The 13,727-nt window shown below is 64.4% G+C and carries 11 protein-coding genes; 3 read left to right on the forward strand and 8 right to left on the reverse strand.

The window, feature by feature from the left end:
* Positions 1-138: 138 nt before the first annotated feature.
* From XH84_RS05020 to XH84_RS05040, 5 genes are all read right to left on the reverse strand, one after another.
* A complete protein-coding gene (locus XH84_RS05020; protein ID WP_128916952.1) occupies positions 139-3,234 on the reverse strand; it encodes a MexW/MexI family multidrug efflux RND transporter permease subunit in 3,096 nt (1,031 codons plus the stop codon).
* Between the two features lie 70 nt (positions 3,235-3,304).
* Positions 3,305-4,498 carry an efflux RND transporter periplasmic adaptor subunit gene (locus XH84_RS05025; RefSeq protein WP_128916951.1) on the reverse strand — a complete coding sequence of 398 codons (1,194 nt, stop codon included), beginning with the start codon at positions 4,496-4,498 and terminating at the stop codon, positions 3,305-3,307.
* Position 4,499: 1 nt separating this feature from the next.
* Positions 4,500-5,201: a TetR/AcrR family transcriptional regulator gene (locus tag XH84_RS05030; RefSeq protein WP_128916950.1), complete on the reverse strand. Its 702-nt coding sequence runs from the start codon at positions 5,199-5,201 to the stop codon at positions 4,500-4,502.
* 145 nt (positions 5,202-5,346) lie between these two features.
* The gene (locus tag XH84_RS05035; protein ID WP_128916949.1) at positions 5,347-5,937 is read right to left on the reverse strand and encodes a thiamine pyrophosphate-dependent enzyme; all 591 of its coding nucleotides are present in this window, start codon (positions 5,935-5,937) and stop codon (positions 5,347-5,349) included.
* Entirely contained in the window at positions 5,934-6,476 is a 543-nt protein-coding gene (locus tag XH84_RS05040; RefSeq protein ID WP_164935916.1) for a phosphonopyruvate decarboxylase, read from the reverse strand. The genes XH84_RS05035 and XH84_RS05040 overlap by 4 nt, the downstream gene beginning before the upstream one ends.
* Positions 6,477-6,581: 105 nt before the next feature.
* Between XH84_RS05040 and XH84_RS05045 the strand changes: the two genes are divergently transcribed.
* From XH84_RS05045 to XH84_RS05055, 3 genes are all read left to right on the forward strand, one after another.
* On the forward strand, positions 6,582-7,802 hold the full coding sequence (locus XH84_RS05045) for a cytochrome P450 (RefSeq protein WP_128916947.1): 1,221 nt from the start codon (positions 6,582-6,584) through the stop codon (positions 7,800-7,802).
* 209 nt (positions 7,803-8,011) lie between these two features.
* A complete protein-coding gene (rocD, locus tag XH84_RS05050) occupies positions 8,012-9,226 on the forward strand; it encodes an ornithine--oxo-acid transaminase (RefSeq protein WP_128916946.1) in 1,215 nt (404 codons plus the stop codon).
* Positions 9,227-9,667: 441 nt separating this feature from the next.
* Positions 9,668-11,161: a Spy/CpxP family protein refolding chaperone gene (locus tag XH84_RS05055; RefSeq protein ID WP_245471597.1), complete on the forward strand. Its 1,494-nt coding sequence runs from the start codon at positions 9,668-9,670 to the stop codon at positions 11,159-11,161.
* Between the two features lie 146 nt (positions 11,162-11,307).
* Here XH84_RS05055 and XH84_RS05060 read toward each other — a convergent pair whose 3' ends face one another.
* The 3 genes from XH84_RS05060 to XH84_RS05070 all read right to left on the reverse strand — a co-directional run bounded on the left by XH84_RS05060 (position 11,308) and on the right by XH84_RS05070 (position 13,717).
* Positions 11,308-11,508, reverse strand: a complete 201-nt coding sequence (locus XH84_RS05060) for a hypothetical protein (protein ID WP_128916944.1) — start codon at positions 11,506-11,508, stop codon at positions 11,308-11,310.
* Between the two features lie 155 nt (positions 11,509-11,663).
* Positions 11,664-12,527 carry a sugar phosphate isomerase/epimerase family protein gene (locus tag XH84_RS05065; RefSeq protein WP_128916943.1) on the reverse strand — a complete coding sequence of 288 codons (864 nt, stop codon included), beginning with the start codon at positions 12,525-12,527 and terminating at the stop codon, positions 11,664-11,666.
* Complete coding sequence (locus XH84_RS05070) at positions 12,527-13,717, reverse strand: dihydrodipicolinate synthase family protein (RefSeq protein WP_128916942.1); 1,191 nt, start codon at positions 13,715-13,717, stop codon at positions 12,527-12,529. Before XH84_RS05070 ends, XH84_RS05065 begins: the two co-directional genes overlap by 1 nt.
* Positions 13,718-13,727: the final 10 nt, after the last annotated feature.

Genomic DNA, 13,727 nt, shown 5'->3' on the forward strand with positions numbered 1-13,727 from the left:
AAGAGCGGACCTTGTCTCTCGCAAGCCCGAGAACGCCCCCGCCCGATGCTGCGGCGCCGAATGGCCGGTGCTGGGCACAACGAAAAAGGGCGGCAACGGTTTTGACGCTGCCGCCCTCTGGTTCGCGTGCGAGCCGTCTCAGGTCGGCCGCAGGGCCTTGGCGCCGAGATCGAGCTCGTTGACCTGCTTGTTCCGCTCGGAATCGGCCGCAGCACGGTGGTCAGTCGCCAGCACCACGTACACCGCCGGCAGCACGAACAGCGTGAATAGCGTCCCGATCGACATGCCGGCGACGACGACCAGGCCGATCGAGAAGCGGCTGGCCGCGCCCGCGCCGGTCGCAGTTAAGAGCGGAATCAGGCCGGTCACCATCGCGGCTGTCGTCATCAGGATCGGCCGCAGGCGGATGCGGGCCGACATTTCGATAGCCGAGCGGCGGTCGAGCCGCTCGTTGACCTGGAGCTCGTTGGCGAACTCCACCATCAGGATGCCATGCTTGGTGATCAGGCCGACCAGGGTCAGAAGACCGACCTGCGTGTAGATGTTCATGGTCGCGGCGCCAAAGAACAGCGGGATCAGCGCGCCGACGATCGCCATCGGCACCGAGATCATGATCACCAGCGGGTCGCGCAAGCTCTCGAACTGCGCCGCCAGCACCAGGAAGATGATGATCAGCGCGAAGCCGAAAGTGATCGCGAGCTGGTTGCCTTCCTGAACATACTGTCTGCTGTCCGCCAGATAGTCGTGGCTGAAGCCTTGCGGCAGCTTCTTGGCCTCGCTTTCGAGGAAGTCGACCGCAGCGCCGATGGTCACACCGGGCATCGGCACGGCCGAAAACGTCGCCGAATTGAGCTGATTGTAGTGCGTCAGCGAGTTCGGGTCGGTCTTGGTCCTGATCGAGACCACGGTCGACAGCGGAAGCTGCTGGCCGGTGTTCGTGGCCACATAATAGCCGCCGAGCGATTCCGGCGAGAGCCGGTTGACGCGCGGCACCTGCGGAATGACCTGGTACGAGCGGCCCTCGAGATTGAAACGGTTGATGTAGTTGCCGCCGAGCAGGACCGCGAGCGTCGAGCCGAGATTCTGCATGTTGACGCCCAGATCCTGCGCCTTGGTGCGGTCGATCGTGACCTCGACGTTCGGCTGGTTATAGGCGAGGTCGCTGTCGGAGACGATGAACATGCCGCTCTTGCGCGCGGCATCCTTCAGCTTCTCCATCTGTTCATAGACCGTCTGGAAGCCGGCGGTGGAGTTGATCACCATCTGCACCGGCAGGCCGCCCGGTCCGCCCGGCAGCGGCGGCAGGTTGAAGGCGAACGCCTGCACGCCCTCGATCTTGGAGAGTTCGGCTTGGACCAGCGGCTTCAGCTGGATCGACGAGCGCTTGCGCTCGTCCCAGGGCTTGAGCAGCATGCCGGCGATGCCGCCCTGTGGGCCGTTGATGCCGTTCAGCACGAAGCGCAGGTCGGTCTCGGGGAAATGCTGAAATTTCTCGTCGAGTTTCTCGCCGTAGAAATCGACATAGTCGATATTGGCGTATTTCGGTGCCTTGGTCACCGCGAACACGATGCCTTGGTCCTCCTCCGGTGCCAGCTCCTTCGAGGTGTGCATGTAGAGGAAGCCGACGAGCCCGAGGATGGTCACCGCGAACAGGCCGGTGATCGCTTTGTAGTCGAGCGAGCGGTCGAGCCTCCGGCCATACCAGCGCGTTATCGCGCCAAACACCCGGTTCACGAGCTTGGCGAAGCGGCCCTCTTCGGTGTTCTTCAGCAGCACTGAGCACATCATCGGCGACAAGGTCAGCGCGATCACGCCCGACACGATCACAGAGCCCGCCAGCGTGAAGGCGAATTCGCGGAACAACGAACCGGTGAGGCCACCGAGGAAACCGATCGGCGCGTACACAGCGGCGAGCGTGATGGTCATCGAGATGACCGGACCGACGATCTCACGCGCGCCTTGCAACGACGCCTGGACCGGCGTCTTGCCCTCCTCCAAATGGCGGTGGATGTTCTCCACCACCACGATGGCGTCGTCGACCACCAGGCCGATCGCCAGCACCATCGCGAGCAGCGTCAAGAGGTTGAAGCTGAAGCCCAGCGCCAGCATCAGGGTGCAGACGCCGATCATCGACAGCGGGATGGTGACGACGGGAATGATGACCGATCGCAGCGAGGCCAGGAACAGGAAGATGACCACGATCACGATGATCACGGCTTCGCCCAGCGTCTTCTCCACCTCGTCGATCGAAGACTGGATGAACTTGGTCGAGTCGTAGGCGACCTTCATCTTCATCGACGGCGGCAGATTGCGTTCGAGCTCGGGGAACAACGCGCGGACACCCTTGACCAGCGTCAGCGGATTGCCTTGCGGCGTCGCCTGCACACCGATGAAGATCGCGTGCTCGCCGTTGAAGGCGACACTGGCGTTCGTGCTCTGGGCGGCAAGCTCGACGGTGGCGATGTCCTCCATCCGCACGAAGCCGCCGTCCTTGGCCTTCACGATCATCTTCTTGAACTGCTCGACGTTGGTCAGGTCGGTGTTCGTCGAAACGTTGGAGACGATGAGGTAGCCCTTGGTCTGGCCTGCCGCAGATTGGAAGTTGTTGGCGGCGATCGCCGCCGCAACGTCGGCCGCCGACACATTGCGGCCGGCCATCTTCACAGGATCGAGCCAGAGCCGCATCGCAAAGGTCTGGCCGCCGAGAATGTCAGCCGAGGCGACGCCGTCGACAGTGGAAAGCACCGGCTGCACGACCCGCGTGAGGTAGTCCGAGATCGCCGAGCCCGACAGCTCCTCGGACGAGAAGCCGAGATACATCACGGCCGTAGTCTGGCCCGTGGTCTTGGTCACGATCGGGTCGTTGGATTCTTTAGGAATCAGGTATTTCACCGAGTTCGTCTTCGCCAGCACCTCGGTGAGCGCCTGGTTCGGATCGAAGTTCAGCTTGATGTAGACCTGGATCGTCGAGGTGCCGAGCACCGAGGACGAGGTGATGTAGTCGACGCCCTCGGCGGAGGCGACCGCCTGCTCGATCGGCGTCGTGATGAAGCCCTGGATCAGGTCGGCGGACGCGCCGGGATAGACGGTCGTGATGTTGATGACCGTGTTCGACAGCTTGGGATATTGCCGGATCGGCAGCACCATCGCCGCACGCAGACCGATCAGCAGGATCAGAAGGCTGACGACGACCGACAGAACCGGGCGCTTGATGAAAATATCGGTAAGGGCCATCGCGGCGATCTCGATTTCTTTGTCTCAAGAGAAGTGATCCGGCCAAGCCGGATCACTTGAACGTCATGGATCAGTAGCGCGGCGGCTGCGCAGGAATCTGCGGGGCCGGATCGGTCGAGATCGACACCGCCGCGCCCGATTGCAGCTTGAGCTGGCCGACGGCGACGATCTTGTCACCCGGCTTCACGCCCTTGAGGATTTCGACGCGACCTTCGACCCGGTTGCCGGTCTGCACGAAGGTGCGCACCGCGGAGAGGCTGGTCTTGCCGTCCGCTTCCTTCTTCTCGGTGATCACGAACACCGAGTCGCCGTACAGCGTGTAGTCGACCGCCGTCTCAGGCACGGTGATCACGGCCGGCTTGTCCGGCAGCACAACCGTGGTGGTCACGAACATGCCGGGCTTCAGGATCTTCTCCGGATTGGCGATCGTCGCCTGCACGCGGATGTTGCGGGTGTCAGTCGAGATCTGCGGCTCGATCGTGGTGATCTTGCCCTCGAAGACGCGGCCCGGATAGGCGTCGACCTTGAGCCGGACAGTCTGGCCGACCTTGAGGCTGCCGGAATCCTTTTCGGTCACGGTGAAGTTGGCCCACAGCTCCGACAGGTCGGTCAGCGATACGATCGCCGTACCCGCCGTCAGATATTGACCGACCTCCACCTTGCGGACGCCGAGATCGCCGGCGAACGGCGCGCGCACCAGTTTCTGCGAGATCAAGGCTTCGGTCTTGGCGATGCCGGCCTGCGCCTGGTCGTAGGCGGCCTGCGCGGAATCGACGGTCGCCTGCGGACCGAACTGGCGCGAGGCCAGCTGCTTGGCGCGGTCGAGCGACAGCTGCGCGACGGTCGCCTGGGCCTTGTAGTTGGCAAGGTCGCCCTGCTCCGGCGCATCGAATAGCTGCACCAGCGGCGTGCCGGCCTCGACGCGCGTGCCCGGCTCGAACTTGATCTCGGTGACGCGGCCGTTGACGTCGGCGCTGACGTCGACCTGATGCACGGCGACGAGGCTGCCCACCGCGGTGAGCAGGTTCGGCACCACCTCGGACTTCGCCTCGGCGGCGCTCACGGCGGTCGGCGGCGGCTTGTTGTTGGCGAAGAACTGCTTGATCATCTGGCCGCGGAAATAATTGAACCAGACGAGGCCGCCGACGAGCACGGCCAGGAGCGTGCCGACGATGATGAACCAGAGCACCGGCCGGACCGGGCGCTTGGGAGCCTTGTTGTCGATCGGTTCGCCCGAAATCTTGTGTTCGGTTACGATGTTCATGTCATGCACTTTCTGCAATCGCCGCCTTGCCGGCGTCCGCGGCCTGATTGCGGCCCAGATGCGAAGCAATTGCGGCGTCGTTAAGTCCGATACCCCTCAGGAGAAACTCGCATAGTCCCCGCTCGAGGTCTTCGGCCTTGCCGTAGACGAGGCAAGGCGTGGCCGGCAGCCTGGTCAGCGCTGCGGTCATCACCGTGTGATGCGCAAACCAGAACAGGTTGAGCGGTTCGCCGCTGCATGGCCGCGCGTCACCGCTAGCAATGGCACGTTCGAGCGAGGCGACGAAGATCGCCCCGATCAGCGTCTCGATCTTGGCATATAGCAAACGGGCGAATTCGCCATCATCCAAATGGCTCGTGGCCATCAGTCGCAGGCGCTGCGCCTCTTCCTGATCGGGACCATCAGCGATGTGCAGGAAATGCTGGACCATGCCGCGGATCACCTCGACCAGTGTGGCGGTCGAAGGCTCCCGTTCGAGCAGCTCGGTGAGCGCCGGATCGGCCTCGCATTCGTCGCTGAGGATCTCGGCGTAGAGCGCCGCCTTGGACGGGAAATGCTTGAACAGCAGCGCCTCGGAAATGGCAGCGGCAGCCGCCACGCTCTTCGTCGTGGTGCCGTTATAGCCATGTCGGGCAAAGCAACGCTTCGCGGCGCCGAGGATCAATTGACGCCTCAGGTCGCTCGTCATACGCAATGAGCTCATGTTGGGTGAGTAAGCACTCACCCACGCAGAAGTCAAGCATTATGTTGCATCGCAACCTAAGTGCGTTGTAAATTCAGTGGAAATTGGCCCGTCTGCACGGGGCGCGTGCAGGACCTGGGCGCCGCGCGAATGGACTGGTCCGCCCCTAGATCGGCTGAAAGCCGAGGTCGCCGCGAATCCGATTGAGGATGTAAGTCCCATCCCGGGTCGGCAGAATCCGCTCCAGGCTGGCGCTGTCGATCTTCACATTGGCAAAGCGCGGCCCGGCCGAAACGTCGTGGACGGCTTTGGCGAAAGCCTCGACCTCGGCCATGGTCGTGACCGCCCGGCTGTCCTGGATGCCGCAAGCCTTGGCGACGCCGACGAGGTCTGCGGCGGCCGAGGTATGGCTGGTCTGGCCGCCGGTCTCGCCATAGGCCTCGTTGTCGAGCACCGCGATCGAGAGGTTGGACGGCTTCTGCAGGCCGATGGTGGCAAGGCTGCCCATGCCCATCAGCATCTCGCCGTCGCCGGTGATGACCAGTACCGGCAGCTTCGGCTGCGCCAGTGCAAGGCCGAGCCCGATCATCGCGGCGCCGCCCATGCCGCCCCAGAGGTAGAAGTTGCGGGCGTGGTCGCCGGCCGCGCGCATGTCGTTGGTAGAGGCACCTAAGCCGCCGATCGCAACGACGTCCTTGCGGTTCGCAAGCAGCGTGGAAACCACCTGCCGGCGGTCGAGGAGATTGGCCTTGCTCATTTGGTGAAAACCTTGGCGCCGATCAGGCGCTGCGACAGGAGGACGGCGGTGGGCGTCAGCGCGTTGTAGGCTTGCGATGCAGCGGCCTCTAACACGGCCGGGACCTCGGCCGCGTTCGAGGCGCGCAGCACCTTGACGCCGGAGAGCTCGAATACGCCCTGCGTGGTCGATCCCATCGGTACCTGCCAGGGATTGAACTCGCCCCACTCGCCGCGCATCGTCACCAGGGTGAGGAAGGGAAAGCGCAGGATCGGGATCAGCGACAGCATGTTGATGCAATTGCCGACGCCGCTCGACTGCATCAGCAGCACGCCGCGCTGCCCGCCGGCCCAGGCGCCCGCAAGCAGCGCCACGCCCTCCTCCTCCGTGGTCAGGGGAATGCCGCGCATCGGGGGTGAGGCCAGCACACGGTTGATCAGCTTCGCATGACCCGCGTCGGGCACGTAAGGCACCTGCCGGACGTCGAAGCGTTGCAGGGTCGCAAAGATATCGTCGGGCCAATTCGGGGCCGTGTCGGGAGCGTCAGCGCGCGCGTGCATTTTCCTGTCCGGTCGGCTAGCAGTGTTCGAAGACTGTAGACGCATGCGCGCGTCCATCAGAACAACAAAAAAGGCATAACGGATTTAACCGGCGAGTATAACGGGATGAACGCAAGTGCGAAGGAGCTGGCGGCAAGCTTCGACCTGGAGAAGCTGACGGCCGAGTTCTACGAAAACCCTTATCCGACCTATCGTGCACTGCGGGAGAACGAGCCGGTCAAGCGTCTGCGCAGCGGCACCGTGTTCCTGACCCGCTATGACGATCTCGTCACCACCTACAAGAACACGAAATCATTCAGCTCGGACAAGAAGCGCGAGTTCGCGCCGAAATACGGCGACACTCCGCTCTACGAGCACCACACCACCAGCCTCGTCTTCAACGATCCGCCCTCGCATACCCGCGTGCGCCGCCTGATCATGGGCGCGCTGTCGCCGCGGGCGATCGCGGGCATGGAGGGCGACCTTATCAAGCTGGTCGACGGCCTGCTCGACGCCATCGCGGCCAAGGGCGCTTGCGAACTGATCGAGGATTTCGCCGCGTCCATTCCGATCGAGGTGATCGGCAACCTGCTCGACGTGCCCCATGACGAGCGCGGACCGCTGCGCGACTGGTCGCTGGCGATCCTGGGCGCGCTCGAACCCGTCGTGTCGACGGAAGCCGCCGCGCGCGGCAACAAGGCGGTGACGGATTTCCTCGTCTATCTCGAAACGCTGGTGGCGCGCCGGCGCCAAAGACCCGGCAATCCCGAGCGCGACGTGCTGACACGCCTGATCCAGGGCGAGGAGAACGGCGAGCGGCTGACCGAGAAGGAGCTGCTGCACAATTGCATCTTCCTGCTCAATGCCGGGCACGAGACCACCACCAACCTGATCGGCAACGGCCTCGTGGCGCTGGACCAGCATCCGGACCAGAAGCAGCGGCTGATCGACAACCCCGACATGATCAAGACCGCGGTCGAGGAGATGCTGCGCTACGAGAGCTCCAACCAGCTCGGCAACCGCATGACCACCGAGCGCGTCGAGCTCGGCGGCGTCATGCTCGAGGCCGGCACGTCGGTGACGCTGTGCATTGGCGCGGCCAACCGCGATCCCGCGCAGTTTCCCGACCCCGAACGTCTCGACATCGCGCGCGCGCCGAACCGGCATCTCGCCTTCGCCACCGGCGCGCATCAATGCGCCGGCATGGCGCTGGCGCGGCTGGAGGGCGCGATTGCGATCTCACGCTTCCTGGCGCGCTTCCCGAACTATGCCGTGAGCGGAAAACCGGTGCGGGGCGGACGGGTGCGGTTTCGCGGCTTTTTGAGCGTGCCCTGCACGATCGGCTGAGGGCTCGACACCAAAAACTGCGAAAACAACCCCATGCACAGTAGAGGCCGGGTCGGCAAACGACACCATGTGATTCCACAGAACCATCTGACGTTTCGGGCAAATCGGGCCGCGCCACGCCATTGGCGCATGGAGGCTTACAAGGCGGCGGGCTGATACCCAAATCAAGCTGAAGGCGCCCCCGGCGGGCAGCAATGGAGTGACGACAGATGAGCTCGTCGGTCATTGATTTCATCGCAACGGAAGCACGTTTTGGAGCCCATAATTACGAGCCGATCGGGGTCGTCCTGTCGCGCGGCGAAGGCGTCTGGGTCTGGGATACCGACGGCAACCGTTATCTAGATTGCCTCTCGGCCTATTCGGCGGTCAGCCAGGGCCATTGCCACCCCAAGATTCTGGCGGCAATGGTCGAACAGGCGCACAGGTTGACGCTCACTTCGCGGGCCTTCCACAACGACCAGCTTGCCTTGTTCTACGAGGAGATCGCCGCGCTCACCGGTTCCCACAAGGTGTTGCCGATGAACAGCGGCGCGGAGGCGGTCGAAAGCGCGATCAAGGCGGTCCGCAAATGGGGCTATGAGGTGAAAGGTGTGCCGGACGGCCAGGCCGAAATCATCGTCTGCGCCAACAATTTCCACGGACGTACGCTAGGCATCGTCGGCTTTTCGACCGACCCCGAGACACGCGGACACTTTGGGCCGTTCGCGCCGGGCTTCAAGATCATCCCGTTCGGCGAGGCCGCGGCGCTGGCGGAGGCAATCACGCCAAACACCGTCGCCTTCCTGGTCGAGCCGATCCAGGGCGAAGCTGGTGTCGTCATTCCTCCACCCGGCTATTTCACTGAGGTGCGGGAACTCTGCACCGCCAGCAACGTGATGCTGGTGCTCGACGAGATCCAGACCGGCCTCGGCCGCACCGGCAAGCTGCTCGCCGAGCAGCACGAGGGAATCGAGGCGGACGTGACGCTGCTCGGCAAGGCCTTGTCCGGCGGCTTCTATCCGGTGTCGGCCGTGCTCTCGAACAACGACGTGCTCGGGACTTTGCGACCCGGGCAACATGGTTCGACCTTCGGCGGCAACCCGCTTGCCTGCGCGGTGGCGCGCGCGGCGATGCGCGTGCTGGTCGAGGAAGGCATGATCGAGAATGCGGCGAGGCAAGGCGCGCGCTTGCTGGAAGGCTTGAAAGACATTCGTGCCAACACGATCCGCGAGGTGCGCGGGCGCGGCCTGATGCTGGCGGTCGAGCTGCATCCCGAGGCCGGCCGCGCCCGCCGCTACTGCGAGGCGCTTCAGGGCAAGGGCATCCTCGCCAAGGATACGCATGGGCAAACGATCCGCATCGCTCCCCCGCTGGTGATCACAAGCGACCAGGTCGACTGGGCGCTGGAGCGGCTCGCCACCACCCTGACGCAGGATTTCTCCTGAGCTGGCTGCGTCGGAAGATCGCAATGCCGGCCGTGGCCAATAACGAACGATTTCGCCAGCTATGCGTTGAACGTCGTGGGCGATTACGAGCTGGGAGCTAAGATCATGCTTCCGCGTGGCGTTTGCCTGACGGCGGTTTTAGTTGGTGTCTCGGTGCTGGCGACGAGCGTCAGCGCGCTCGCCCAAGGACCCGGCCAGGGACATGGAAGGGGCGGGCCACCCGGCCCAGCCGCAGCGCCGGCACCTCGGCCAGCAGCACCACCGGCCATGGCACGTCCGGCTGCGCCGCCCGCCATGGCCCGTCCGGCCGCGCCGGCATTCCATCCCCCGGCCATGCCGCAGCGGCCGGCTATGGCGCCACATCCTGCGCCGCACATCGCCTCACCGCCACCGCGCCCGACCCCACATTTCGCTGCGCCGCCGCCGCGGGCAGCTCCGCACGTGGCGGCGCCGCGACCTGAATTCCATCGGGCGCCGGCAGCACCGCAACGTCCGGCCATGGCACCCCGGCCGACGCCGCACATCGCCGCCCCCTCCCGGCCCAGCGGACCGCCGGCCGCGAGCGAGCGGATGTCGCGGCGGGATCAGATCGAACAGCGCGCGCAACTGCGCCAGCAGATGGTGCAGCAGCGGCAGCGCGAGATGCTGTCGCGCCAGACCACGGAGCGCCAGACCCGCATCGATCGCCTGCAGCAGCGCGTGCAGCAACTCCAGTCGCAGAAACCGGAAGGTGCTCGGGCGTTGCGCGAGCAGCAACGGACCCTCCAGACGCAGAACCGCTTGCTCGAGCGTGAGCGGCGCGCCCAGCAAAGCGACCTGGCGCGCCAGCAGCGGCTTGGACTGCAAGCTCCGGCCGGTCGGGCGCCGGCGATTGCGGCCGCTGCCCAGGTCGACCAACGCGGGCGGTTTGCCGAGCGCTTCCGCGAGCAGGCCCCTGCGCAAGCCCAGGCGGCGCTCACCACCCGCCAGAGCGGCTGGGCCCCCCGGCAGGCCTGGCGACATCGCCATCCCGCGGTGTTCGTGGCCTGGCTTGGGCCCGTGTTCTGGCCTTATGCCTATTCCGACATCTTCGACTACACGTTCTGGTCCTATGCCTACGAGCCCGGCTATTGGGCGTACGCGTATGACGACTTCGTCGACACCGTGTTCTGGGGGAATGACAGCCCCTATTCCGCCTATGCCAGCATCAATCCGTATGACTATCCGCAAGGCGGCGGCTCCCGCGCCCGCCAACGCTCCAGCGTGAGCGCGCGAACGCTACAGCAATTGTGCGGCACGCCGGACAAGGGTGTGACCGCCTGGCCGCTGGCCGACATCGCGCGGGCTGTACGGCCGACACCGGAGCAACGCGCACTGCTCGACGAGCTGAAGGCCGCAGCGGCCAACGCAGCCGGTGTGTTCAAGGACTCCTGCGCGGAGACTTATGCACTGACTCCACCTGGCCGCCTGCGCGCGATGATCAACCGCATCAGCGCGACGCTGGAAGCCGTCAAGATCGTGCGACCGGCACTGGAGAATTTCTACAACTCGCTCAGCGACGAGCAGCAGGCCAGCTTCAACGCGCTCGGCCCCAATGTCGGCGAGCGCTCGCCGCAGCAGCAAGCCACCGCCGAGGGCTGTGGCGATCCGAAATCCGGCCTGACCCAGCTGCCGATCCAGAGGATTGAGGCTGTGCTCCACCCTGCCGGCAAGCAGAAGGAGGCGCTCGACCGCCTGAGTGAAGCGACCGCCAAGGGCGTTGAAGGCCTGCAGGCGGCTTGCCCGAACGATGTACCGCTGACGCCGGTTGGACGGCTGGAGGCGATGCAGCACCGGCTCGAGGCGATGCAGACCGCCGCCAAGCTGGTAGAGCCTGCCCTGGACGAGTTCTATGCCACGCTGAGCAGCGAGCAGAAGGCGCGCTTCAACACGCTGCAACAGGTCGCAGGGCCGTGAGGACTGCGTCGCGTTCTCTCGTTGCGATTTGCGCAGCGACATAATCGTGCTGTTTCAAAGCTGGACGAGACCACGCGTGTCCCTGCCGCGCACTCTCTAAAAGAGTGCAGCAGGATGTAACGCAAACGACCGCCTCTATTCTGACCTCACGGGGAAATCGTCTTCGCCTCAGCATCATTCGTGTTAGTGATCGCGTTGCATTGTTGGAAGTGAGACGACAACGCAAGCTCGGCCAGATGATCCCAGTATTCTGCCTCCGCGAGCAGCTTCCACTTGTTCATGCTGTTGTACGCGGCCTGTTGGCGGCACAGTGAGCTCATCGCACGCAACCGTCGCACTTTATCCACTGCCAACCTCCCTTCGCGCTTGCTCGTTTGCAAGGGCATTTGTGTTGGCACAGCTTCGCAGATCGAATTGACGAGTGATAGCCCGGTGTTTGACGGTGAATCGATGACAGCGCAATCGTCTGACTTTTCATCGACTGGTCCGACGCGCGCGTGAATCAAATCACCGTCTTATGTCGCGTAATGCAGGTGCGAAGCACCTCGTCGATCGGCTTGCCCCACCAGTCGTTGGAGAAGATCTCGATCTCCGAATAGCCGGCAAAACCCTGCGCCTCGACCGCTTCACGCACCGATTTGATGTCGATGACGCCGTCGCCCATCATGCCGCGGTCGTTGAGCATGTCCTTGGTCGGCACCAACCAGTCGCAGACGTGGAAGGCGAGCAAGCGATCCTTGCCGGCACGTGCGATCTGGCCCATCAGATCCGGATCCCACCAGATGTGATAGACGTCGAGCGCGACGCCGAGCATGCCGCTGCAGCCGGGGTCGAGCCGGTCACAGATGTCGAGCGCCTGTTTTGTCGTGTTCACGCAGGCGCGATCGGCCGCATAGGCCGGATGCAAGGGCTCGATCGCCAGCGGCAGCTTTGCCTGTTTGGCGTAGTCGAGCATCTCGGCCAGCGCCTCCTCGACCTGCCCGCGTGCTGCGACGAGATCCTTCGAGGCCTCGCTGCCCGGCCGCGAATATTGCGGCAGGCCGCCAACGACGAGCACGATGCAGGGCGCGCCCAGCGCCTTGGCTTCGTCGACGCAGCGGCGGTTGTCGTCGCGCACCTCGCCCCGGCGCGAAGCGTCCGAGGTGAACATGCCGCCGCGGCAATAGCCTGAGAGATCGAGCCCTGCATCGCGCACCGCACGCGCGGCGCGGTCGAGACCGACCGCGGCGACCTGATCGCGCCAGGGATCGATGGCGCGGATGCCGTGCTTCGCGCAGGCATCGATGATCGCGACGAGATCACCCTGCTTGCGAACGGTCGCCGTGTTCAGCGACAGCCAGCGGTGGTCGGACGAGAAATCGCGCATCAGGATTCGATACCGTGGGTGGCGAGCACGGTCTTCATCCGCTGCGTCGCGAGTTCAGGGTTGGCGAGCAGGCCGGCCTTGTCGGCGAGACGGAACAGCTCGGCCAGATGCAGCGTGGAGCGCGTGCTCTCCTGTCCTCCGACCATGGTGAAATGGTCCTGGTGGCCGTTGAGATAGGCCATGAAAACCACGCCGGTCTTGTAGAACCGCGTCGGCGCCTTGAAGATGTGACGCGACAGCGGCACGGTCGGGCCGAGCACGTCGTGGAAGCCGGCTTCGTCGCCGGCTGCGAGCCGCGACAGCGCGTAGGAGGCGGCCGGAGCGATCGCGTCGAAAATGCCGAGCAGCGCATGCGAAAAGCTCTCGCTGTCGCCGGCGATCAGCTCCGCGTAGTTGAAGTCGTCGCCGGTGTACATCTTGATACGCTTGTCCAGGCGCCTGCGCATGTCGATCTCGCGCTGCTTGTCGAGCAGCGAGACTTTCACGCCGTCGACCTTGGCGGCGTTGCCGTTGATGATGGCGACCGCAATGTCCATCGCCTTATTGAGATCCTTGGTGCCCCAATAGCCGGTCAGGGCCGGATCGAACATGTCGCCGAGCCAGTGGATGATCACGGGTTTGCGGACCTGCGAGAGCACACGATCGTAGATCTTGGCATAATCGTCGGCATTGCGGCCGAGTTTCGCCAGCGCACGCGACGCCATCAGGATGATGCGACCGCCGACCTTCTCGACCGCCGAGATCTGCTCCTCATAGGCGCGGATCACGTCGTCGAGGCTCTTGGCATCGTCGACAGCGAGATGGTCAGTACCTGCGCCCGAGAACACCAGCGCGTTGCGGTGCTTGGCGGCCCCGACCGAGCGCGTGATCAGCTCCAGCGAGGTCGGCCAATCCAGCCCCATGCCGCGTTGCGCGGTGTCCATGGCTTCGGCAACGCCGAGACCGAGGTCCCAGACGTGTTCGCGGAAGGCGATGGTCTTGTCCCAGTCGACGGCCACCGAAAGCCAGGGATCGTTGTCGGCAAAGGGATCGGCGACCGTATGCACCGCCGAGAAGGCGATGCGATTCAGCGGCCCCTCGAGCTTTGTGGGGAACGTGCGCGAAGCCGCGAGCCGATAGGTCTCGATCGAGCGATCGGCCTTGGGCAGCTTGAGCGACAATGACGACATCGGCTGGACGGGCTTGTTCATGATTTCGGAC

The organism is Bradyrhizobium nanningense, assembly GCF_004114535.1.
GTDB lineage: Bacteria > Pseudomonadota > Alphaproteobacteria > Rhizobiales > Xanthobacteraceae > Bradyrhizobium > Bradyrhizobium nanningense.